The 20,727-nt window shown below is 64.8% G+C and carries 23 protein-coding genes and 1 tRNA gene; 7 read left to right on the forward strand and 17 right to left on the reverse strand.

Going from position 1 to position 20,727, the window contains the following annotated elements; translation table 11 throughout:
• Window positions 1-19 precede the first annotated feature (19 nt).
• The 4 genes from F1002_RS08235 to F1002_RS08250 all read left to right on the forward strand — a co-directional run bounded on the left by F1002_RS08235 (window position 20) and on the right by F1002_RS08250 (window position 3,221).
• The gene (locus F1002_RS08235) at window positions 20-517 is read left to right on the forward strand and encodes a flavin reductase family protein (protein WP_150428527.1); all 498 of its coding nucleotides are present in this window, start codon (window positions 20-22) and stop codon (window positions 515-517) included.
• A gap of 46 nt (window positions 518-563) precedes the next feature.
• A tRNA-Gly gene (locus F1002_RS08240) sits at window positions 564-637 on the forward strand.
• Between the two features lie 172 nt (window positions 638-809).
• Window positions 810-2,243 (forward strand): aldehyde dehydrogenase family protein, encoded by a 1,434-nt coding sequence (locus F1002_RS08245; protein ID WP_150428528.1) that lies wholly within the window; start codon window positions 810-812, stop codon window positions 2,241-2,243.
• A gap of 480 nt (window positions 2,244-2,723) precedes the next feature.
• Entirely contained in the window at window positions 2,724-3,221 is a 498-nt protein-coding gene (locus F1002_RS08250; RefSeq protein WP_150428529.1) for a hypothetical protein, read from the forward strand.
• Between the two features lie 56 nt (window positions 3,222-3,277).
• On the opposite strand, the gene F1002_RS08255 is transcribed toward F1002_RS08250, so the two are convergent.
• Window positions 3,278-4,177 (reverse strand): LysR family transcriptional regulator, encoded by a 900-nt coding sequence (locus tag F1002_RS08255; protein WP_150428530.1) that lies wholly within the window; start codon window positions 4,175-4,177, stop codon window positions 3,278-3,280.
• 96 nt (window positions 4,178-4,273) lie between these two features.
• Here F1002_RS08255 and F1002_RS08260 point away from each other — a divergent pair, with 96 nt between their 5' ends.
• Complete coding sequence (locus tag F1002_RS08260) at window positions 4,274-5,215, forward strand: sodium-dependent bicarbonate transport family permease (protein ID WP_150428531.1); 942 nt, start codon at window positions 4,274-4,276, stop codon at window positions 5,213-5,215.
• Window positions 5,215-5,523, forward strand: a complete 309-nt coding sequence (locus tag F1002_RS08265) for a transcriptional regulator (RefSeq protein WP_150428532.1) — start codon at window positions 5,215-5,217, stop codon at window positions 5,521-5,523. Before F1002_RS08260 ends, F1002_RS08265 begins: the two co-directional genes overlap by 1 nt.
• Before the next feature lie 20 nt (window positions 5,524-5,543).
• On the opposite strand, the gene F1002_RS08270 is transcribed toward F1002_RS08265, so the two are convergent.
• The 5 genes from F1002_RS08270 to rapZ are packed head-to-tail and all read right to left on the reverse strand — an operon-like array spanning window position 5,544 to window position 8,581.
• Window positions 5,544-6,176: an LON peptidase substrate-binding domain-containing protein gene (locus F1002_RS08270; protein WP_150428533.1), complete on the reverse strand. Its 633-nt coding sequence runs from the start codon at window positions 6,174-6,176 to the stop codon at window positions 5,544-5,546.
• 1 nt (window position 6,177) lies between these two features.
• Window positions 6,178-6,789 (reverse strand): flavin prenyltransferase UbiX, encoded by a 612-nt coding sequence (locus F1002_RS08275; RefSeq protein ID WP_191090341.1) that lies wholly within the window; start codon window positions 6,787-6,789, stop codon window positions 6,178-6,180.
• The gene (locus F1002_RS08280; RefSeq protein ID WP_191090342.1) at window positions 6,782-7,369 is read right to left on the reverse strand and encodes a Gx transporter family protein; all 588 of its coding nucleotides are present in this window, start codon (window positions 7,367-7,369) and stop codon (window positions 6,782-6,784) included. The genes F1002_RS08275 and F1002_RS08280 overlap by 8 nt, the downstream gene beginning before the upstream one ends.
• Window positions 7,350-7,727, reverse strand: coding sequence for a NusG domain II-containing protein (locus tag F1002_RS08285; RefSeq protein WP_150428535.1), 378 nt, complete (start codon window positions 7,725-7,727; stop codon window positions 7,350-7,352). The genes F1002_RS08280 and F1002_RS08285 overlap by 20 nt, the downstream gene beginning before the upstream one ends.
• An 8-nt stretch (window positions 7,728-7,735) precedes the next feature.
• Entirely contained in the window at window positions 7,736-8,581 is an 846-nt protein-coding gene (gene rapZ / locus F1002_RS08290; RefSeq protein ID WP_150428536.1) for an RNase adapter RapZ, read from the reverse strand.
• Window positions 8,582-8,745: 164 nt separating this feature from the next.
• Between rapZ and F1002_RS08295 the strand changes: the two genes are divergently transcribed.
• Complete coding sequence (locus F1002_RS08295) at window positions 8,746-9,921, forward strand: M20 aminoacylase family protein (protein ID WP_150428537.1); 1,176 nt, start codon at window positions 8,746-8,748, stop codon at window positions 9,919-9,921.
• A gap of 32 nt (window positions 9,922-9,953) precedes the next feature.
• Here F1002_RS08295 and F1002_RS08300 read toward each other — a convergent pair whose 3' ends face one another.
• From F1002_RS08300 to F1002_RS08350, 11 genes are all read right to left on the reverse strand, one after another.
• Entirely contained in the window at window positions 9,954-10,868 is a 915-nt protein-coding gene (locus tag F1002_RS08300; RefSeq protein ID WP_150428538.1) for an MBL fold metallo-hydrolase, read from the reverse strand.
• The gene (locus tag F1002_RS08305) at window positions 10,865-11,044 is read right to left on the reverse strand and encodes a DUF1289 domain-containing protein (protein ID WP_150428539.1); all 180 of its coding nucleotides are present in this window, start codon (window positions 11,042-11,044) and stop codon (window positions 10,865-10,867) included. The genes F1002_RS08300 and F1002_RS08305 overlap by 4 nt, the downstream gene beginning before the upstream one ends.
• Window positions 11,041-11,247, reverse strand: coding sequence for a DUF1289 domain-containing protein (locus F1002_RS08310; RefSeq protein WP_150428540.1), 207 nt, complete (start codon window positions 11,245-11,247; stop codon window positions 11,041-11,043). Before F1002_RS08310 ends, F1002_RS08305 begins: the two co-directional genes overlap by 4 nt.
• A gap of 36 nt (window positions 11,248-11,283) precedes the next feature.
• Window positions 11,284-12,273: a hypothetical protein gene (locus F1002_RS08315; protein ID WP_150428541.1), complete on the reverse strand. Its 990-nt coding sequence runs from the start codon at window positions 12,271-12,273 to the stop codon at window positions 11,284-11,286.
• Complete coding sequence (locus F1002_RS08320; RefSeq protein WP_150428542.1) at window positions 12,273-13,178, reverse strand: hydroxymethylglutaryl-CoA lyase; 906 nt, start codon at window positions 13,176-13,178, stop codon at window positions 12,273-12,275. The genes F1002_RS08315 and F1002_RS08320 overlap by 1 nt, the downstream gene beginning before the upstream one ends.
• 17 nt (window positions 13,179-13,195) lie before the next feature.
• Complete coding sequence (locus F1002_RS08325; RefSeq protein ID WP_150428543.1) at window positions 13,196-13,834, reverse strand: hypothetical protein; 639 nt, start codon at window positions 13,832-13,834, stop codon at window positions 13,196-13,198.
• A gap of 71 nt (window positions 13,835-13,905) precedes the next feature.
• Window positions 13,906-15,597, reverse strand: coding sequence for an AMP-binding protein (locus F1002_RS08330; protein WP_150428544.1), 1,692 nt, complete (start codon window positions 15,595-15,597; stop codon window positions 13,906-13,908).
• A gap of 75 nt (window positions 15,598-15,672) precedes the next feature.
• Window positions 15,673-17,673, reverse strand: coding sequence for an acetyl/propionyl/methylcrotonyl-CoA carboxylase subunit alpha (locus F1002_RS08335; RefSeq protein WP_150428545.1), 2,001 nt, complete (start codon window positions 17,671-17,673; stop codon window positions 15,673-15,675).
• A gap of 4 nt (window positions 17,674-17,677) precedes the next feature.
• Entirely contained in the window at window positions 17,678-18,463 is a 786-nt protein-coding gene (locus tag F1002_RS08340; protein ID WP_150428546.1) for an enoyl-CoA hydratase/isomerase family protein, read from the reverse strand.
• Window positions 18,464-18,475: 12 nt separating this feature from the next.
• The gene (locus tag F1002_RS08345) at window positions 18,476-19,099 is read right to left on the reverse strand and encodes an FMN-binding negative transcriptional regulator (RefSeq protein WP_150428547.1); all 624 of its coding nucleotides are present in this window, start codon (window positions 19,097-19,099) and stop codon (window positions 18,476-18,478) included.
• A 4-nt stretch (window positions 19,100-19,103) separates the two neighbouring features.
• On the reverse strand, window positions 19,104-20,711 hold the full coding sequence (locus F1002_RS08350; RefSeq protein WP_150428548.1) for a carboxyl transferase domain-containing protein: 1,608 nt from the start codon (window positions 20,709-20,711) through the stop codon (window positions 19,104-19,106).
• Window positions 20,712-20,727 lie beyond the last annotated feature (16 nt).

Genomic DNA, 20,727 nt, shown 5'->3' on the forward strand with positions numbered 1-20,727 from the left:
GGCCCCCCCGTTCCACCCGATGACCCAAGCCCAATCCGATAGCCGCGCCCTGCGCAATGCCCTTGGTCGTTTCGCCACCGGCGTTGCCGTCGTCACGGCCATCGACCCGGACGGCCATCCCATCGGCCTGACCATCAATTCCTTCTCGGCGGTCTCGCTCGACCCGGCGCTCGTCCTCTGGTGCCTCGACAACAATTCGCACAGCCTGGCCGCCTTCCAGAAAGCCAGCCATCACGCCATCAGCATCCTGTCGGCCGATCAGGAAAACCTCTCCAACCGCTTCGCCACCTGGCCGGCCGACCGCTTTGCCGGCCTGCCCTGGCAAGCCGGTCTTGGCGGCGCTCCGGTCTTTCCCGGCTGCTGCGCCACCTTTGAGGTGGCCAACGAAGTTGCCCATGCCGGGGGCGACCACACCATTTTTATCGGCCGTGTCGAACGCTTCGCCGAAACCCCGAATCTAGCGCCGCTGCTTTTCCATGCCGGCCGCTACGGCCGCCTCGTCGCCGGTCAGGAGTGATTGAACCGCCGGCCTTCTGCGCTTAGAATGCAGCCTCTTGCCCAGAGCGGGCGTCGTATAATGGTAATACCCAAGCTTCCCAAGCTTGTGCCGTGGGTTCGATTCCCATCGCCCGCTCCAGCTGTTTCCAAAAAGCCAACCAACAGCGGTTGGCTTTTTTGTTGCGTGCGATTGCGGCTGCGCCGGGCATGTCCTTGGTCCTTTCCGCCAAGGGCCGATTCGCGTCTTGCATTGACCGATGCCGAGGCATTCGTATAGTGCTTGGTGATCGAACCGGACCAATGGAGACAACATGCACAAGCACGATCAGCTATATATCGACGGCCGCTGGGTAAGCCCCGCATCGCCCCGGCGAATCGAAGTCATCAACCCGTATACCGAGCAGCCGGTGGGGTATGTCCCGGATGCCGACGAGGCCGATGCAGACAGCGCGGTCGAGGCGGCGCGACGCGCCTTCCCGGCGTGGTCGGCAAGCTCGCTCGACGAGCGGGTTGCGCTGCTGAAACGCTGCCACGAAATTTTCGCCGCAAAGAGCGATGCCTTCGCCGCCACTCTGGTGGCGGAAGTGGGCATGCCGGCCAAGCTCACCCGGCGCATCCAGGTCGGTTTGCCGATGCAGCAGTTCGGCATTTTCGCCGATCTCCTGCCAACGGCCCTGGCGGAAAGGCAGATCGGCCATTCGCGGGTGCTGCGCGAGCCGATCGGGGTCGTCGCCTGCATTACGCCGTGGAACTACCCGCTGCACCAGATCGTCGCCAAGGTGGTGCCGGCGATTGCGGCCGGATGCACGGTGGTCTTGAAGCCTTCCGAGGTCGCTCCCTTGAACGCCTTCCTGCTCGCCGAGGTGTTCGACGAGGCGGGTTTGCCGCCCGGGGTCTTCAATCTGGTGACGGGCTACGGCGTGTCGGTCGGCCAGCGGCTGGCCTCGCATCCGGATGTCGACATGGTTTCCTTTACGGGCTCGACGACGGCTGGTCGTGCCATCGGCAAGGCGGCCAGCGAGTCGATCAAGCGTGTCGCCCTCGAACTCGGCGGCAAATCGGCCTCCGTCGTGCTCGACGATGCCGACCTGCCGGCGGCGGTGCGGGCAACCGTCAGTTCCTGCTTCCTCAATTCCGGCCAGACCTGCACGGCGCTGACCCGCCTGGTGGTGCCGCAGGGGCGCTATGAAGAGGCCGCCCGTCTGGCGGTCGAGGCTGCGGCGCGCTTCACGCTCGGCGACCCGAATGATGATGCGACGCGGATGGGGCCGCTGGTCTCGCGGCAACAGCGGGAGCGGGTACATTCGTTTATTCAACGGGGCATCGCCGCGGGGGCCGAGTTGCTGCTGGGCGGCGTGACGGGGGAGGCGCTTCCGGCGAGCGGCTATTTCTGCCTGCCGACCGTATTCGGGCGGGTCACCCCGGGCAGCGTGCTCGATCAGGAGGAGGTATTCGGCCCCGTGCTGTCGATACTCACCTATCCGGATGGCGACGACAATGCGGCGCTGGCCATCGCGAATGGCACGATCTACGGCCTGGCCGGCGCGGTCTGGTCACAGGATCCGGTGCGGGCCGCCGGCGTTGCCGGCAGGATGCGCGCCGGACAGGTCGATATCAATGGGGCCGCGTTCAATATCCGGGCGCCGTTCGGCGGCTATCGGCAGTCCGGAAACGGCCGGGAGATGGGAGTGTACGGCATCGAAGAGTTCACCGAGCTGAAGGCGATCCAGATGCCGGCAACGTAAGCCAGCACGCGGGCCTTCGTGGATAAGGCCGCGATGAGTGCCGAGCAACGGATGATGGGATTGGGGACGCCCCTTCCCCTTCCTAATCCGCCATGCAGGTGGGGAAATTGCTCTTCACGTCTGGGCGGGCACCCCGGTCGATGGGAATACATGATCCCTGAAGGTTATGCATTGGCGCCTTCGGCGCTATCCCACCGCGCCAGGGCGTGCCCCTGACGGTCAACGCAACGGTCGAACTCAAGCCGGACTGAGCGGCGATTCGCTTCGCCGCATCGGCGTCGAACACGTCGGTATTTTCCCTAGCCGTCTTGTGGAGATCGTTGGGGCGAACAAGTGTTGCCATTTTTCCCTGTATCAGACCTTCTGGCTGGAATTTTGATAAATGACTATGACCTAAGTTGTAGAGACAGCTGTGCTGATGAATGACAAAATCGCAATTGCTGTATTTCTATGTCAAATAAACAATAAAGGGGTAGATGTATGAAAAAAGCGCTGATCGCCATCGCGATTGCCACTTCGCTCAGTGGTTGTGCAACGATCATCGGCAGCACCACGCAGCCGCTGACCATCAAGAGCACGCCGGAAGGGGCAAATGTTGTCGTCATCAATCGTGCCGGCGAAAAGATTCACTCCGGGGTGGCACCGATGACCGTTACGTTGAATCGCGGTGCCGGATACTTCAAGCCGGAGATTTATACGATCAAATTCGACAAGGAGGGGTATGAGTCGAAGGAAGTAGTCGTCACCGGCCAGGTCAATGGTTGGTACTTTGGCAACATCATTTTTGGCGGCCTGATCATCGGCATGCTGATCGTCGATCCGAACACCGGCGCAATGTATTCGCTGTCGAGCGACAAGGTGGAGGAGGCGCTGGTTGCCGTCGGTGCCAAAACCTCCAAGGTAGACAACGCGCTGACCATTGTTTCGGTTGCCGATGTGCCCGCCGAGTTGATGAAATCGGCGCGTCGCATCAACTGAGGCACGGTTTTTCAGGAGGGCGGGCAAGCTTGCCCGCCTTTTTTTCGCCTGCCTTCTCAGGAAAGCGCCGCGTGTTCCAGCAGTTCGTCGATGAAGGCCCTGGCCGGGAGGGAAAGCACCTTGCGTCTGAGGTGCACGATGGACCATGGTTGCTGCAGCGGGAAGCCGGCGACATCGAGGATGCGCAGCCCTTCCGCTTGCGGATTCTCGCCGACCACGTGGCGGGAGAGGATGGCGAGGCCCATGCCGCTGACGACCAGGTCGCGGATGGCTTCGTTGCTGCCGAGCGATAGCTTGATGTTCAGGGTATGCCCGTTCTGGGCGAGGTGGCGGTCAACGGCCCGCCGCGTGCCGGAGCCGGCTTCGCGCATCAGGAAGGGGTAGGGCGTCAGATCGGCCAGTGTCAGCGCGCCGGCGGGCAAGGGGTAGCCGGCGGGGGCGACGACGACGAGAGGATTGTCGAGGAAGGGCGTGGCGACGACGTCGAGCTCTTCGGGTGGGAAGGACATGATGTAGAGATCGTCCTCGTTGGCGCGCAGGCGCTCGACGATGCGGGCGCGGTTGGCGACCTCGAGTTCGATGTCGATGTCCGGATAGCGTTGGCAGAATGCGCCCAGCATGCGCGGCAGAAAATACTTGGCGGTGGTGACGAGGGCGACGCGCAGGCGGCCTTTGCGGAGGCCTTTCAGCGCGTCGATGGCTGATTCGAAGCGGCTCCAGCTGTCGTCCAGTTCGCGGGCCGTCTGCAGCAGTTCCTGGCCGGCGGCGGTGAGCTGGATGTCGCGCCCGGTTTGTTCGAACAGCGGCAGGCCGACGAGATCGGCGATTTGCCGGATCTGGATGGATACGGCCGGTTGCGTCAGGTGCAGGGCTTCCGCTGCACGCGAGAAGCTGCCGAAGCGGGCGACCGTGGCGAAAGTTTCCAGCTGGCGAAAGGTCAGATGTCGGCGCGACATATAAGTTTTTATAAATGGCTATGGCTATAAAGTTTAATTGGATTTAATGGGTTTGCGATGGGATAGTTCGCGCCGTTTCGATTTCCGGTGAGTGCGATGCCTTTTGAACCCGTGATCCTCTTTTTCCTGCTCGGCGTGCTCGCCGGGCTGGCGCGTTCCGATCTCAAGATACCGGCGGTGCTCTACGAATCCCTGAGCATCTTCCTGCTGCTTGCCATCGGCCTCAAGGGCGGCGTCGAGCTGGCCCGCCAGTCGCTGTCCGAACTGCTGCTGCCGGCGCTGGTGGTCGTGGGTATCGGTGCCCTGCTGCCCCTGATCGCCTTTCCCGTCCTGCAGCGCCTAGGCAGGCTGTCGCGCGCCGATGCCGCGTCGGTCGCGGCGCATTACGGCTCGGTCAGCGTCGTCACCTTTGCCGTCGGTGCCGCCTATCTGGCCAATATGGGCCAGGAATACGAGGGGTACATGGTGGTCTTCCTCGTCCTGCTCGAATTCCCGGCGCTGATGATCGGCGTCTGGCTGGCCAAGCGCGGCCAGGGCGATTCGAACATGGGCAAAGTCCTGCACGAGGTATTCGCCGGCAAGAGCATCGTGTTGTTGGTGGGAGGGCTGCTCATCGGCTGGATGGCCGGAAGCGACGGCCTGAAGCCGCTCGACAACGTGTTTTTCGACCTGTTCAAGGGATTGCTGGCGATCTTCCTGCTCGAAATGGGGCTGGTTGCGGCCGGCCGGATCGGCGACCTCAAGCGGGCCGGCGCCTTCCTGCTCGGCTTTGCCGTCGCCATGCCGCTGTTCGCCGGCGCCCTCGGCGCCCTCACCGCCAGCCTGCTTGGCCTGAGTGTCGGCGGTGCCGCACTGCTTGCCACGCTGTACGCCAGCGCCTCCTACATCGCGGCACCGGCGGCCATGCGCATCGCCGTGCCCGAGGCCAACCCGGCCCTGTCCATCGGCGCGGCGCTGGGCATTACCTTCCCGTTCAACCTGGTGATCGGGATTCCGACCTATTACTGGCTGGCGAGCCGGCTTGAAGGAGTGGTGTGATGGCTGCGAGCTATACCCGGCGAACCCTGCTGACCGTCGTCTGCGAATCGTCCATCGAGGCCCGTGTGGTGGCCGATGCCAAACGTCTCGGCGCCCACGGTTACACCGCCAGTGAAGCACGCGGCGGCGGCCAGCACGGCGAGCGGGATGGCGGCTGGCCGATGAGCGGCAACGTGCGCATCGACATCCTGTGCGAAGCGGCCGTGGCCGACGCCATTGCGGCGCATCTGCAGGGCACCTACTTTGCGGCCTATGCGATGGTCTGCTACCTGAGCGATGTATCGGTGCTGCGCTCGAACAAGTTCTGACGCGCCTGCCTGCTCGCCTGTCAGCCGAGCAGCTTGCGCTGATTCAGGTATTTTTCGAGGATTTCCAGCCGCGTCAGCGGGTCGTCGAGTTCGAGAAGTTTCTGCTTGGCGAGGTTTTGGATGGGCAGCACTTCGGTGATCCGGTAGCCGACCCATTCGGCGTTGTCGAATCGGTGCGGTTCCGGAATGCGTTCCGTCCCGAGGTCGCTGACGATGCGCTGGAGCAGCGGCAGCAGGCGTTCGCGCTCCTGCGGCAGCGGGGTCGGCGGAGATTCCGCGAGCAGTTCGACCGTGCCTTCGAGCAGATTGTTGGCCCCGATGCTGGTTTCGATGATGCGAAAGCGCCGGCCGCCGAGCGCGTCGATCAGCAGGATGCCGAGCTGCTCCATTTCCCATCGGCCGACGGTGGCCAAGGTGCCGACGGCGTGAGGGACGGCGGCCGCGCCGACTTCGCCGCCCTTGTCGATCAGGCAGATGCCGAACGGCGTGTTGGCCTTCATGCAGGCGGCGGCCATGTCGAGATAGCGTTGCTCGAAAATCTTGAGCGGCTGCAGGCCGCCGGGGAAGAGCACGGTATTGAGCGGGAACAGCGGGATGCGCAGGGTTTCGACCGAGGTGCCGCCGGGCGAGCGGACAAAATCGAACCAGCCCATGTCAGCGCGCCTCGCCCCAGCGCTGCATCAGGGTATGCGGCACGGCGACCTGGTCGAGCACGCGGGCGACGACGAAATCGACAATGTCCTGCACGCTTTGCGGATGCTGGTAGAAACCGGGGCTGGGCGGCAGGATGACGGCGCCGGCGCGGGAGAGGCGCAGCATGTTGTCGAGATGAATGGCCGAGAACGGCGTTTCGCGCGGCACCAGTATCAGCTTGCGGCCTTCTTTCAGCACGACGTCGGCGGCGCGCTCGATCAGGTTGTCGGCCAGGCCCTGGGCAACGGCGGCCAGCGTGCCCATCGAGCAGGGGCAGACGATCATGGCATCGGGCGGATTGGAGCCGGAGGCGACCGGCGCGAACCATTCCTCGCGCCCATACACCGCCAGGTTTTCCGGATCGGCGGAAGGAAAGCGGGCGAGCAGGGCGGCCCTGGCATCGGCCGGGCGCGACGGCAGATCGACATCCATTTCCTGCTTGGCGACGACCTGGGCGGCCTGCGAGTACAGGAGCTGTACCTTGCAGCCGGCGGCGAGCAGGCAGTCGAGCAGGCGCAGCCCGTAGGGCATGCCGGAGGCGCCGGTCAGCGCGAGGCAGATGGTCTTAGGCATCGGCAGAATCCGAAGGAGGAGTTTCAGCCAGCAGTTTAGCCGCGATCAGGCCGTTCATGGTGCCGAAGACGAGCGCTGCGCCGGCAAATACCGGCGTGAGCAGGAAGACGCCATCGTGCGGAATCAGCCAGGCCCGGGCGAGCAGCAACTGGCCGCCGATGTGGGCGAAGGCGGCGAGGATGGACAGGCTGACCGGGCCGAACCAGCGGGGCGGCAGATGGCGGGCCACGCCGAGGGTGAGCAGGCTGAGCGTGGTCCCGGTCAGCGACAGAAAGAAGCCGGGGGCAAGGAAATAGCCGAGCAGCAGGCTGCCGGCCAGGACGCGCAGGGCGCTGACCCAGACCGCCGTGGCCCACCCGTAGCGGGCGAGCACCACCAGAGTGACGATATTGGCCAAGCCTGGCTTGACGCCGGGCAGCGGCGAGGGAATGGCCGCATCGACCAGCGACAGGCCGACGGCGGCAGTGGCCAGCCAGGCGACGCGGCGGTCTTCCGCGGTGACCGCGAGCTGCGTCACCGCCGGGCCTGCCGGCAGCGAGTCGGCGGGAGCGGCCCCGCTGTCAGTAACTGATCGAGTCATAAACCCGGGTTCGTCCGGCGATTTGCACGCTGACCCGGTTGGGGGCGCAGATGGCGATTTCGCCGGGGCGCATCAGCCAGCCCTGCCTGACGCAATACTGGCGGGGGCCGGGGTCCGCAACGACGCGGGCGCGTCCCGGCTCGACGGCGATCAGCGTGGTGCCGAGCGGCCCGCTGACGGCGAACTGCTTGCTGGCCTTGAGATCGACTTCGGCAAAAATGCGTCCTTCCTGACGGATGATGGCCCGGTCGGCAAGGCCGCCTTGCCAGAAAACCGGGATGCTGGCGCCGACCAGCGCGGCGCTGCCGAGAACGACCAGCCAGTCGCCGGGCCGGATCAGGGCCAGCCAGGACTTCATTTCCGGATTTAGTTGCCGGCCAGCGTGCGATGGCGGACCAGCACGCGGACGCGGTCGGCGAATTCGCGGGCCAGCCATTCGGCGATGTAGACCGAGCGGTGCTGGCCGCCTGTACAGCCGATGGCCACCGTCAGGTAATTGCGGTTGTCGCGGATGAAGCTGGGCAGCCAGGTGGCGACGAAGCGGTGGATGTCCTCGCGCATCAGCACGACTTCGGCCTGGCCTTCGAGAAAATCGATGACCGGCCGGTCGCGCCCGGTGAGCGGCCGCAGGTCGGGGTCGTAGTGCGGGTTGGGCAGGCAGCGCACGTCGAAGACGAAGTCGGCGTCGAGCGGTATGCCGTGCTTGAAGCCGAAGGATTCGAACATCAGGGTCAGGCCCAGGCCGGGGGCCGCCTCGATGAACTGGCGGACCCACTCGCGCAGGCCGTTGGCCTTCATGCCGCTGGTGTCGATACGATGGCCGAGGCCGGAAATCGGCTCGAGCAGCTCGCGCTCGGCGCGGATGGCTTCGATCAGCGTTTGGTCGGCGGTGGCCAGCGGGTGGCGGCGGCGCGATTCCGAATAGCGCTTGAGCAGCGTTTCCTCGGTCGAATGCAGGAACAGGAAGGTGACATTGAGGTCGCCGGCCTTCAGCTTCTCGAGCTTTTCCGGCAACAGGTCGATGCCGTGGGCGGCCCGCGCATCAATGGCGACGGCGACCTTGTGGACGCCGTCTTCCTGCAGCATGCGGGTGAGCACGGTCAGCATCACCACCGGCAAGTTGTCGACGCAGTAGTAGCCCGAGTCTTCCAGCAGGTTCAGGGCGACCGACTTGCCCGAACCGGACAAGCCGCTAATGAGAATGAGTTCCATGGACGGGAGCATAATCAAGGCGGCGCGCGGCAGCAACCCACGGCATAATATTGGGTCGGCAATCCGGTTGTCCGGCCCGACATGCGAGGAATTCCGATGGCGAACAAGCCATCCGTGGCATGCGGCCGACTTTGCCGGTTCAACGATAAAAGCAGGAGACGATCATGCCCCCGACCCTACCGCTGCTCAAACTGCCCTTCCTGTCCGAACTGACGGCCCTGCGCCGCGATATCCACGCCCATCCCGAGCTGGCTTTCGACGAGCACCGGACGGCCGACATCGTCGCCCGCGAGCTGGAACGCTGCGGGCTGGAGGTGCATCGTGGCATCGCCAGAACCGGTGTCGTCGGCGTGCTGCGCGCCGGTACGTCGACCCGCATGATCGGCCTGCGTGCCGACATGGACGCCCTGCCGCTGGCCGAACTGAACGAGTTCCCGCATCACTCGAAGCACCAGGGAAAGATGCACGCCTGCGGCCACGACGGGCACACCGCCATGCTGCTCGGCGCGGCTCGCTACCTGGCCGGTGCCCCTGATTTCGACGGCATCGCCGTGTTCATCTTCCAGCCAGCCGAGGAGTCGGAGGGCGGGGCGGCGGTGATGATCGAGGATGGCCTGTTCGAGCGCTTTCCGGTCGAGGCGGTGTTCGGCCTGCACAACTGGCCGGGTATTCCTGTCGGTGAGATGATGGCGATGCCGGGGCCGGTGATGGCCGGCACCTGCGCCTTCGAAATCACCGTGCGCGGCCATGGCTGCCATGCCGCCATGCCGCACCAGGGTGTCGATTCCATTGTCGCCGGCGCGCAACTGGTGCAGGCCCTGCAGACGGTGACCAGCCGGACGCTGCACCCCTGCGAATCGGCCGTGGTCAGCGTCACGCAATTCCATGGCGGCGAGGCGTGGAACATCATTCCGGAAGAGGTGGTGCTGCGCGGCACGATCCGCAGCTTCAAGCCGGAAATCCAGGAAACGGTGGAACGGGCTATCGAACGTTTATGCAGTGGCGTGGCGGCGGCCAACGGGGCGCAGATCGGCGTCGTTTTCGACCACCGCTATCCGCCGACGGTCAACAGCGCCGCCGAGGCAAGATTCTGCCAGCAGGTGGCGGCCGAGGTGTTCGGTGCCGACAAGGTGCTGACCGACATTCTGCCGTCGATGGGGGCCGAGGACTTTGCCTACATGCTCAACGAGAAGCCCGGCTGCTACGTCTGGCTGGGCAACGGACCGGGCACCGGCGGCTGCACGCTGCACAACCCGCACTACGACTTCAACGACGAGCTGCTGACCCTCGGCGCCAGCTACTGGGTGCACCTTGTCCGTCGCTGGCTGGCGGCGGCCTGAGAGCCGTCTTGCCCGCCTTGCCGTAAGCGGCGCTAGCCGGCGACAAACATCCCGTTCTCCAGACGGAGGGCGTTGACCAGCAGCAATTCGCGCTCGACCTTGGCCACCAGGGCGTCGGGCGTCATGCCCAGGAAGCGGGTGTTGACGTCGACGGCGAAGGGCAGGCTGAAAACGAAGTCGGCGAACCGCTCGCGCGGAATGCTGCGCCTTTCCAGCATGGCGAAGGAAACACCGACCTTGATGGCATGCCAGGCCAGTTGCTCGATATTGTTCTCGAATTGGGCGATGCGCCGGAAGGCCCGCTCGAACGCGGCATCGACGGCATCGAACGGGCTTCCGTGGCCGGGAATGACGATGTCGATGGGCAGGCGAGAGAGCATTTCCAGCGTCTGCCGGGTGTGGAGCAGGCCGTCGGCCTCGCCGAACAGTTCGGGAAAGATCACGCCGAAGCCGTTTTCCCACAGCGCGTCGCCGGAGATCAGGATGCGCTTTTCCGGGCAGTAATAGGCCAGCGCCTCCATGTCGTGGCCGGGCACGGCGAGCGCCTGCCAGTTCAACCCGCCCATGTCGATTTCGGCGCCGGCACTGATCAGGCTGTCATGCTGGAAGCGGGCACTCTGCTGGCCGAGCGGGGAGAGCAGCAGGGCATCGACGTCCCAGTCGGCGATGGCCGCGTGCAGGCCGGCGGGGACGATGATTTCGCAATCGTAGGCCGCCTTCAGTGCGGCATTGCCGCCAATATGGTCGGAATGCGAGTGCGTATTCACCAGGCGGGCCAGTTGCCGGCCGGCCAGGGCATGGTCCACCAGATCGACCGTCTGTTCGGCATGGGTGACGTAGCCGCTGTCGACCAGCGTTGCCCGTTCGCCTTCGAAAAACAGGATGTTGTTGGCCGACAGCCAGCCGCGCTCGAGGACGAGCAGGCTGTCGGGGAGGGCGGGCTTCATGCCGGGGAGTCCGGGTCGCCGGCCGGTTTTTGCGCTTCCCGCGAGACGGGAACGATTTCGATGGCGACGTCGGGACCGCCCAGCGGGGGGCGGCCGCAACCCATGCAGACGCCGGTTTCGGGGTCGGACATGCAGACGCCGACGCATGGGTAGAGGTCTTCGTATTGGTTGGTCATGATCGGTGCTGTTCGTTGTCGGGGCGGCCGGTTTCCAGCTCGTTTTCCAGGCGGCGGCAGGCGACGGCGGCGAGGATGCGGGTCCGCGTCGTGTCGTCGCCGCGCGACCACACGGTGATTTCGTCGATGGTTCGGAAGCAGCCGACGCACAGGCCGCTGGCGGCATCCATCTTGCAGATGTTGATGCAGGGGGATTGGATCATGGGAATCAAGACAGCGGTCGATCGATGCTTCCGCACTCAGATGAGCATGAAGCGGTGTTCTTGGTCGCGGACCATCTCGACGGCTTCGAGGGCCTCGTCGCGACTGATCCGGGCCAGCATGGCGAGGTGTAGACGGCGGTCGCGGGCGGTCAGTTCCGGGAAGTTCAGGGTATGGACGCTGCTGTCGCCGGTCGATTCGTCGCGGATGATGCCCAGCCGGTCGACGGTGACCGTCACCGGTGTCAGGTGCAAGGCGGGCTCCGGTGCCTGCAGGTAATCGGCCAGTGCGGCGATCAGGTGAGCGGGCATCAGCGCTTCGTTGTTCTCCCGCAGCCGGGCATCGAGATCGGCCAGGTGGCGGGTGTGCACCTGATACTCGTGGCCGCCGCTGCTGCCGCGCAGCACCGTCAGGTGGGCGCGCTCGACCGAGGCGTCGGCACGCAGTCCTTCCCGTTCATGGCGCAAGGCCTCGAGATGCGAATGGAAGGTGTGCAGCAGGCTTTCGAAGGCCTTGCAGCGCAGGCCGTGCAGGGTGGTCGCCAGCTGGCAGTTCGGTTCGATCAGCGTTTGCCCCGAAAAATAGAGCACCCGTTGCGGTACGTCGTTGCGAATGACATCGCCTTGCTGCTCCATGCCCAGCTGCTTCTTTTGCTGGCGCCGGGCGGCGAACATGGCATAGAAATGGTCGCTTTCCCAGCTGCAAGGTTCGGCCAGGAAGTCGCGCACCGCCTGGCTGCGGCCGAGCATCTGGTCGATATCGTCGGCTGTGGCGAACAGCGAATGGACCAGCGGATCGTTGGCGAAGGCGTGGCGGTTGATGTCCAGCGGCCCCGGCAGGGCGGCGACTAGGCCGTCGCAATAGCCGAGGGCATGCCGGACCGGGCCGCCCAGATGCTTTTCGAAGCCCGGGGCGAAGCGAAGCAGCGGATCGACCATCTCGGCGACCCGTTCCAGGGCCTGAAGGACGCTCCGTTCCAGCGGCGGCTCGGGCTTGAGGAAATTGGCGACGGCGGAAAGAAGGCTCACTAGGGCATGCTGGCACAAAGAGCCCGGCCGGCCTTGGCTCCGTTCGGGCGGTTGATCGCGGTGGAAATCCAGTCACCGATAGTCGCCAGTTTAGCCAGATCGATGCCGGTTTCAATGCCCAATCCGTCGAGCAGATAGACCACGTCTTCCGTCGCGACGTTGCCGGAGGCACCCTTGGCATACGGGCAGCCGCCCAGGCCGGCGACCGAGGCGTCGAAGACGGCCATGCCGGCTTGTAGCGAGGCGTGGATGTTGGCGATGGCCATGCCGTAGGTGTCGTGGTAGTGGCCGGCGAGCCTGTCGATGGGCACGACCTTGGCGCAGGCCTCGATCATGCGGCGGACCGAGGCCGGGTTGCCGACTCCGATGGTGTCGCCGAGCGATACCTCGTAGCAGCCCATGTCGAACAGCGTCTTGGCCACATCGGCCACCTGTTCAGGGGCGATGGCGCCTTCGTAGGGGCAGCCGACGACGCAGGAAACATAGCCGCGAACCGGGATTTCCAGCGCCGAAGCGGCGGAAACGACCGGTTCGAAGCGCTTCAGGCTCTCGGCGATGGAGCAATTGATGTTTTTACGCGAAAAACTCTCCGATGCGGCGCCAAAAATGGCGACCTCGTCGGCTCCAGCCTGCACGGCGCCGTCAAATCCCTGCAAATTTGGCGTCAGCGCGGTGTAGCGGGTTTGCGGATGGCGCTTGATGCCCTTCAGGACGGCGGCGTTGTCGCCCATCTGCGGTACCCACTTGGGCGACACGAACGACGTGGCTTCGATAACGCGCACGCCGGCGTCGGCCAGGCGTTCGATCAGTTCGATCTTGATCTCGGTCGGGACAACCTGTTTTTCATTCTGCAGGCCGTCGCGCGGGCCGACTTCGACGATTTTGACGCGGGCGGGTAGGGTCATGGTGCGGACAATCCGGTTCAGTGGGAGGCGGCTGCACCGATCGCGACGATCAGCAGCAGGGGAACGGCCACGAGGACGAGTACGCCGTCGGCGGCCAGGGTGATGGGGGTGAGCAGCAGCTTGCCGGCCGTCGATGCGGCCTTGGAGCCGGCCGATTTTTCGGCGGAAATGGTGATCGTGTACGTCTTGCGCAGTTTCTGCGATGCCGTGGTGGCCTGGATACCATTCGCGGCATAGCGGGTGCCGCTCAGGCTGCCGTTGTAGCTGAGCATGCCCGAGGGGGACGCCTTGAATCCGGCGGCGAGGGCCTTGTCCTTCTGTTCCTGAGTGGCATCCTTGCCGAGCTGCAGGAAATAAGTGCCGGAAATGTGCTGCTTGGCATCGACCATGAAGGTCCGGAAATTGGCTTGCACGACGTCGCGCAGTTCGGACTGCAGGAGCAGCCTGAGGGGCTCCGGTGCATCGAACAGGTAGTGGTGTTCCTTGCCGATGACGGCAAGCGTCTTGCCATCGGCCGAGAGCAATACCGAGTCGACGTTCTCCGTGTAGGTTTCGCGGTCGCCACCCGACATCACGGCAGCGGTGATGCAGCCCATCGACATCGGGATGGCGGCGGCGCCGCCAAGGAGGATCAGAGCCCTGCGCGTGGTATTCATGGTCGAGCGAACCGTCCGGAACAGGAAAACGTCATTCTATGCCTCGGCCATGACGGACGGTGAGGGCTGCCTCAGGCATGCTGCCCTTCCTCGAGCTTGAGTTCGTCCTTCATGGCCTGGCGGATCATGAACTTCTGGATCTTGCCGGTGATGGTCATCGGGAAGTTTTCAACGAAGCGCAGGTAGCGGGGCACCTTGTAGTGGGCGATCTGGCCCTGGCAGAAGTCGCGGATTTCCTGTTCGCTGCAGCTCTGTCCTGCCTTGAGGATGATCCAGGCGCAAAGCTCCTCTCCGTACTTGGGGTCGGGGATGCCGACGACCTGCACGTCCTGGATTTTCGGGTGGCGGTAGAGGAATTCCTCGATTTCGCGCGGGTAGATGTTCTCGCCACCCCGGATCACCATGTCTTTGAGGCGACCGACGATGTTGCAGTAGCCCCCGTCGTCGATCACGGCCAGATCGCCGGTGTGCATCCAGCCGCTGCGGTCGATGGCTTCGGCGGTCTTGGCTTCGTCACCCCAGTAGCCGAGCATCACCGAATAGCCGCGGGTCAGCAGTTCGCCGGGCTGGCCGCGCGGCACGATGCGGCCATCGGTATCGACGATCTTGACCTCGACATGCGGATGGATGCGGCCGACGGTGGATACTCGCCGGTCCAGCGGGTCGTCGGTGGAACTCTGGAAGGACACGGGCGAGGTCTCGGTCATGCCGTAGGCAATGGTCACCTGCTCCATGTGCATCTCATTGATCACCCGCTTCATGACCTCGATCGGGCAGGGGCTGCCAGCCATGATGCCGGTGCGCAGCGCGGACAGGTCGAAGGTCTTGAAGTCCGGATGATCGAGGGCGGCGATGAACATGGTCGGTACGCCGTGCAGGGCCGTGCATTTTTCCTCGGAGACCGCCTGCAAGGTACTCAGCGGGTCGAAGCCTTCGGCCGGGATGACCATCGTGGCGCCGTGGGTAACGGCAGCGAGGTTGCCGAGCACCATGCCGAAGCAGTGGTAAAAGGGTACCGGGATGCACAGGCGGTCGTCTGGTGTCAGGCGCATGGCCTCGCCAACGAAGAAGCCGTTGTTCAGCACGTTGTGGTGAGTCAGCGTCGCCCCTTTCGGCGCGCCGGTGGTGCCCGAGGTGAACTGGATATTGATGGCATCGTCGAACTGCAATCGCCGGCCGATATCCGCCAGTTCGTTGAGTTCGGAACGGTTGGCCGGGTGGGTCAGTTCGCCGAAATTGAGCATGCCGGGCGTTTTTTCCTCGCCGAGCCGGACGACCCACTGCAGGGCGGGCAGGCGCTCGCTCTTCAGCTGGCCGGGTTGGCAGTTGGCCAGTTCCGGCGCCAGATCCTGCACCATGGCGAGGTAGTCGCTGCTCTTGAAGCTTGGCGCCAGGATCAGCGCCTTGCAGCCGACCTTGTTCAGCGCGTATTCCAGTTCGGAACGGCGGTAGGCCGGATTGATATTCACCTGGACGAGGCCGGCCTTGGCCGTGGCGAATTGCGTGAGCACCCACTCGACGTTGTTCTGCGACCAGATGCCGATGCGGTCACCGGGTTGCAGGCCGAGTCGGCGCAGGCCGCAGGCCAGGTTGTCGACGGCTTCCTTCAACTGGCCGTAGGTCATGCGCTGGTTCTGGTGGCGGACGACGAGCGCCTCGCGCTCGCCGAAACGCCGGCAGATTGCATCGAAATGATCGCCGATGGTTTCGCCGATCAGGGGCTTTTCGCTCGCCCCGTGGACGTAGCTGTTCTGTTCTTGCATGGTGTCTCCTCCAACTCTCTTGCGGAGTGGTGTGGTTGCAGCAATGAAAACCCCCGGCGGATGCCGGGGGGATGATCAGTTCGCTGTTTCGAATTCGACCAGCGGCGCACCGTCGCTGACCTGTTCGCCAGCGGCGTAGCAGAAGGCCTTGACGACGCCGGCGGCCGGCGCGGTGATGGTATGTTCCATCTTCATCGCCTCGAGGATCAGCAGCGGCGTGCCTTTCTCGACGGTCTGTCCGGGCTGGGCGAGCAGGGCGACGACCTTGCCGGGCATCGGTGCAGTCAGGCCGCCGCCGTGGCTGTCGCCGGCATCGACGCGGTGCAGCGGATCGTCGCGCAGCAGGGTGTAGGTGTTGCCCTGCAGGAAGACGCTGCGCTTGTCGTCTACCGCCACGACGCTCGCCATCAGGCGGCGGTCGTCGAGCTCGACGGCGAAGCGGTCGCCGTCGAGCTTCTTGCCGCGGGCGATGGTGGTCTGGCCGGCCAGGGTGATCTGCCACTGGTCGCCCTGGTAGCGGACATGGGCATCGACCAAGGTGTCACCATCCCGGAAGCTGATGGTGCGTGCCGACGACAGGTTCATGCGCCAGCCATCGCGGGCATGCCACGGCGACCAGGGATCGCCGCTGTTTTTGGCTGCCAGCTTGGCTTCGTGCTGTTCCCAGAGCAGTTCGCCAACGGTGGCGACAAGCAGGGCATCGCGCGGAATGGCCTGGGCCTCGGGGAAGAGGAATTCCTTCTGGCGTTCGATCAGGCCGGTGTCGAGGTCGGCGCCGGCGAAGGCCGGGCAGGCGACGAGGCGGGACAGGAAATCGATATTGGTGGTCAGGCCGGCCACCTGGTAGTCGGCCAGCGCCTTGCGCATGCGGGCAAGGGCGCCGTCGCGGGTTTCGTCCCAGACGATCAGCTTGGCAATCATCGGGTCGTAGAAGGGGGTGATTTCATCGCCTTCCTCGACCCCGGTATCGACGCGCACGTTGATCGACTCAACCGGCGGGGCGAGGCGGATCAGCTTGCCGGTGGCGGGCAGGAAGCCCTTGTTGGCGTCCTCGGCGTAGATGCGGGCTTCCAGCGCATGGCCTCGGATGGCCAGCTGCTCCTGACGCAGCGGTAGCGGCTGCCCGGCGGCGACGCGCAACTGCCATTCGACCAGATCCTGCCCCGTGATCATTTCGGTGACCGGGTGTTCGACCTGCAGGCGGGTGTTCATCTCCATGAAGTAGAAGGTGCCGTCCTGCATGGCGATGAACTCGACCGTGCCGGCGCCGACATAACCGACGGCCTTGGCTGCGGCGACGGCAGCTTCGCCCATCTGCCGGCGGCGTTCTTCCGGCATGCCGGGGGCGGGCGCTTCTTCCAGCACCTTCTGGTGGCGGCGCTGAACCGAGCAGTCGCGCTCGAACAGGTAGACGCAATTGCCGAGCGTGTCGGCGAAGACCTGGATCTCGATGTGGCGCGGCTTGGTGATGTATTTCTCGATCAGCACATGGTCGTCGCCGAAGCTGGAGATGGCTTCACGCTTGCAGGAAGCCAGCGCATCCGGGAAATCTGCCGATTTCTCGACCAGGCGCATACCCTTGCCGCCACCGCCGGCAGCGGCCTTGATCAGCACTGGGTAGCCGATGCCGTCGGCCTCCTTGTGCAGCAGTTCCGGGGTCTGGTCGTCGCCGTGGTAGCCCGGGGTCAGCGGCACGTTGGCGGCGCCCATCAGCTTCTTGGCTTCGGACTTGGAGCCCATGGCGCGGATCGCGGAAGCCGGCGGGCCGATGAAGATGATGCCGTTGGCGGCGAGGGCCTCGGCGAATTCGTCGTTCTCGGACAGGAAGCCGTAGCCGGGATGCACGGCCTGGGCGCCGGTGCGCTTGCAGGCATCGATGATCTTGTCGGCGACCAGGTAGGACTCGCGGGCGGCAGCCGGGCCGAGCAGCACGGCTTCGTCGGCCAGGCGGACGTGGCGGGCATTGGCATCGGCTTCGGAATAGACGGCAACGGTGCGGATGCCCATGCGGCGGGCGGTCTTGATAACGCGGCAGGCGATTTCTCCGCGGTTGGCAATCAGAATCTTGGTAAACATCGGCTTACTCCCCCATCCAGTTCGGCTGGCGTTTGTCGAGGAAGGCGGAAATGCCTTCGCGCGCTTCCGGCGTGGCGCGCAGGTGCGCGATGCGGTGTGCGGTGTCCTCGACGATGGTGTCGTTGATCGGCTGGTTGTTGACCGCCCGGATCAGCGCCTTGGCGGCCGCTTGGGCCGCCGGACCGCCGACGAGCAGCGCCTCGACGATTTCCTGCACCTTGGCGTCGAGTTGTTCTGGTTCGACGGTTTCATGGACGAGGCCAATCTCGCGGGCGCGGGCAGCGTCGATGCGTTCGGCCGACTGGAAGTAGCGGTAGGCCTGGCGGGCGCCGATGGCGCGCAGCACGTAAGGGGAAATGGCCGACGGGATGATGCCGAACTTGACCTCGGAGGTGGCGAACACCGCCCTGGTCGAGGCAACGGCGATGTCGCAGGCCGAGGCGAGGCCCATGCCGCCGCCCAGCGCGGCGCCCTGGACGCGGGCGATGGTCGGCTTCTTCATCTCGGCGATGGTACGCAGCATCTTGGCCAACGCCCGTGCATCGTTGAGGTTCTCGTCGATGCCGTTGTTGGCGGCCCGGCGCATCCAGTTGAGGTCGGCCCCGGCCGAGAAACTCTTGCCGCGGCCAGCCAGCACGACGGCGCGGATATCGGCATCGTCGTCGAGCGCCATGAAGGCGGCAGTCAGTTCGGTGATCAGGGTTTCGTCAAAGGCGTTGTGCAGGTCGGGACGGTTCATCCAGACCGTGGCCACCGGCCCGTTGAGTTGAATTTCCAGCGTGGTAAACATGTCTCGCTCCAATTATTGTTGTCGGGCTCGGATCAAACCGGCCATCGCCGGGTTGCCGGCTTTTTCCAGTGCCGCGATCAGGCTGGCCCGGTTTTCGGCCGGCTGGTTCTGGCTGACCTTCCACTTGCCGAGCAGGCGGGTGACGGTGATTTCGATGCCGACAATGGCGCCGAGCATCTTCTCGATGTAGTCGGCGGGGGCATCGCTGACCGCCCAGGGCTGCGGAAAATCCGTTTCGTGCACCGCGGTCAACGCGGAAACCTGCTTGAGCACCCAGGCCGGGTCGTCGATCACGGTCAGTTCGCCATAGGCGTGCACTGCGGCGTAGTTCCAGGTCGGCACCACCTTGCCGTGCTCGGCCTTGGTGGCGTAGCCGGACGGGCTGATGTAGCTCTCGTTGCCATGAAACACCACCAGCACCTCCCCGGATGACTGCTCCGGCTTCCACAGCGGATTGGCGCGGGCGACATGGCCCTGCAACTTGCCGCAGGGTTCCGCATCGCTTAGCAGCAACGGGATGTGGTTGGCGTTCAGTCCGTCCGGGCCGTGGCTGATCAGCGTGGCCAGCGGATTGGCCCGCATCAGCGCATGCATCTCGGCAACGTCGTCCTCGGCGAAATGTTTGGGCAGGTACATGGCCTTACATCCGGAAGATGCCGAACTTGGTGTCTTCGGCCGGCGCGTTCATCGATGCCGACAGGCCCAGACCCAACACGCGGCGGGTGTCGGCCGGATCGATGATGCCGTCGTCCCACAGGCGCGCCGAGGCGTAGTAGGGGTGACCCTGCGTCTCGTACTGCTCGCGGATCGGTGCCTTGAAGGCCGCTTCTTCCTCGGCGCTCCACGTCTTCCCGGCGGCTTCCATGCCGTCGCGCTTGACCGTGGCCAGCACGCCGGCCGCCTGTTCGCCACCCATGACCGAGATGCGGGCATTCGGCCACATCCACAGGAAGCGCGGCGAGTAGGCGCGGCCGCACATGCCGTAGTTGCCGGCGCCGAACGAGCCGCCGATGACGACGGTGAATTTTGGTACCTTGGCGGTGGCGACGGCGGTCACCATCTTGGCGCCATCGCGGGCGATGCCGCCGTTTTCGTACTTGCGGCCGACCATGAAGCCGGTGATGTTCTGCAGGAAGACGAGCGGAATGCCGCGCTGGGCGCACAGTTCGATGAAGTGGGCACCTTTCAGTGCGGATTCCGAGAACAGAATGCCGTTGTTGGCGACGATGCCGACCGGATAGCCCCAGATGCGGGCGAAACCGCAGACCAGCGTGGTGCCGTAACGTGCCTTGAATTCGTCGAAATCGGAGTCGTCGACGATGCGGGCGATGATTTCGCGTACGTCGAAGGGCTTCTTGGAATCTGTCGGGATGACGCCGTACAGTTCCTGCGTCGGGTAGCGCGGTTCGAGCGGCGGGGTCAGCGTCACCGGCGGCGCCTTCTTCCAGTTGAGGTCCTTGATGATGCGGCGGGCGATGGCCAGCGCGTGGGCATCGTTCTCGGCGAGATGATCGACGACGCCGGAAATGCGCGTATGCACGTCGGCGCCGCCGAGGTCTTCGGCCGAGACCACTTCACCGGTCGCCGCCTTCACCAGCGGCGGGCCGCCGAGGAAGATGGTGCCCTGGTTTTTGACGATGATCGACTCGTCGCACATGGCCGGCACGTAGGCGCCGCCGGCGGTGCAGGAGCCGAGCACGGCGGCGATCTGCGGGATGCCTTGCGCCGACAGGTTGGCCTGATTGAAGAAGATGCGCCCGAAGTGTTCCTTGTCCGGGAAGACCTCGTCCTGCAGAGGCAGGAAGGCGCCGCCGGAATCGACCAGATAGACGCAGGGCAGGCGGTTTTCCAGGGCAATTTCCTGGGCGCGCAGGTGCTTCTTGACGGTCAGCGGGTAGTAGGTGCCGCCCTTTACCGTCGCATCGTTGGCGACGATCATGCACTCGACACCCTCGACGCGGCCGATGCCGGCGATCACCGACGCTGCCGGTACGTCGCCGCCGTACATGCCATACGCCGCGAATTGCCCTATCTCGAGGAAGGGCGTGCCGGGATCGAGCAGGCCATTGACGCGCTCGCGGGGCAGCAGCTTGCCGCGCGCCAGGTGCTTCTGGCGGGCCGCCTCGGGGCCGCCGAGGGCGATCTTGTCGACCTTGTCATGCAGGTCGGCAACGACCGTCTCCATGGCCGCCGCATTGGCCTGGAAATCGGCCGACCGCGGATTCAGTTGGGTTTTCAGGGTAGTCATGTCTCCTCGCTTCTTT

It is taken from the genome of Dechloromonas sp. CZR5 (assembly GCF_008711155.1).
In the GTDB taxonomy this organism is placed as follows: Bacteria; Pseudomonadota; Gammaproteobacteria; order Burkholderiales; family Rhodocyclaceae; genus Azonexus.

Coding starts and splice junctions, on each gene's coding strand:
- F1002_RS08235 (WP_150428527.1), top strand. CDS start 20: ATGACCCAAGCCCAATCCGATAGCCGCGCCCTGCGCAATGCCCTTGGT.
- F1002_RS08245 (WP_150428528.1), top strand. CDS start 810: ATGCACAAGCACGATCAGCTATATATCGACGGCCGCTGGGTAAGCCCC.
- F1002_RS08250 (WP_150428529.1), top strand. CDS start 2,724: ATGAAAAAAGCGCTGATCGCCATCGCGATTGCCACTTCGCTCAGTGGT.
- F1002_RS08255 (WP_150428530.1), bottom strand. CDS start 4,177: ATGTCGCGCCGACATCTGACCTTTCGCCAGCTGGAAACTTTCGCCACG.
- F1002_RS08260 (WP_150428531.1), top strand. CDS start 4,274: ATGCCTTTTGAACCCGTGATCCTCTTTTTCCTGCTCGGCGTGCTCGCC.
- F1002_RS08265 (WP_150428532.1), top strand. CDS start 5,215: ATGGCTGCGAGCTATACCCGGCGAACCCTGCTGACCGTCGTCTGCGAA.
- F1002_RS08270 (WP_150428533.1), bottom strand. CDS start 6,176: ATGGGCTGGTTCGATTTTGTCCGCTCGCCCGGCGGCACCTCGGTCGAA.
- F1002_RS08275 (WP_191090341.1), bottom strand. CDS start 6,789: ATGCCTAAGACCATCTGCCTCGCGCTGACCGGCGCCTCCGGCATGCCC.
- F1002_RS08280 (WP_191090342.1), bottom strand. CDS start 7,369: ATGACTCGATCAGTTACTGACAGCGGGGCCGCTCCCGCCGACTCGCTG.
- F1002_RS08285 (WP_150428535.1), bottom strand. CDS start 7,727: ATGAAGTCCTGGCTGGCCCTGATCCGGCCCGGCGACTGGCTGGTCGTT.
- rapZ (WP_150428536.1), bottom strand. CDS start 8,581: ATGGAACTCATTCTCATTAGCGGCTTGTCCGGTTCGGGCAAGTCGGTC.
- F1002_RS08295 (WP_150428537.1), top strand. CDS start 8,746: ATGCCCCCGACCCTACCGCTGCTCAAACTGCCCTTCCTGTCCGAACTG.
- F1002_RS08300 (WP_150428538.1), bottom strand. CDS start 10,868: ATGAAGCCCGCCCTCCCCGACAGCCTGCTCGTCCTCGAGCGCGGCTGG.
- F1002_RS08305 (WP_150428539.1), bottom strand. CDS start 11,044: ATGACCAACCAATACGAAGACCTCTACCCATGCGTCGGCGTCTGCATG.
- F1002_RS08310 (WP_150428540.1), bottom strand. CDS start 11,247: ATGATCCAATCCCCCTGCATCAACATCTGCAAGATGGATGCCGCCAGC.
- F1002_RS08320 (WP_150428542.1), bottom strand. CDS start 13,178: ATGACCCTACCCGCCCGCGTCAAAATCGTCGAAGTCGGCCCGCGCGAC.
- F1002_RS08325 (WP_150428543.1), bottom strand. CDS start 13,834: ATGAATACCACGCGCAGGGCTCTGATCCTCCTTGGCGGCGCCGCCGCC.
- F1002_RS08330 (WP_150428544.1), bottom strand. CDS start 15,597: ATGCAAGAACAGAACAGCTACGTCCACGGGGCGAGCGAAAAGCCCCTG.
- F1002_RS08335 (WP_150428545.1), bottom strand. CDS start 17,673: ATGTTTACCAAGATTCTGATTGCCAACCGCGGAGAAATCGCCTGCCGC.
- F1002_RS08340 (WP_150428546.1), bottom strand. CDS start 18,463: ATGTTTACCACGCTGGAAATTCAACTCAACGGGCCGGTGGCCACGGTC.
- F1002_RS08345 (WP_150428547.1), bottom strand. CDS start 19,099: ATGTACCTGCCCAAACATTTCGCCGAGGACGACGTTGCCGAGATGCAT.
- F1002_RS08350 (WP_150428548.1), bottom strand. CDS start 20,711: ATGACTACCCTGAAAACCCAACTGAATCCGCGGTCGGCCGATTTCCAG.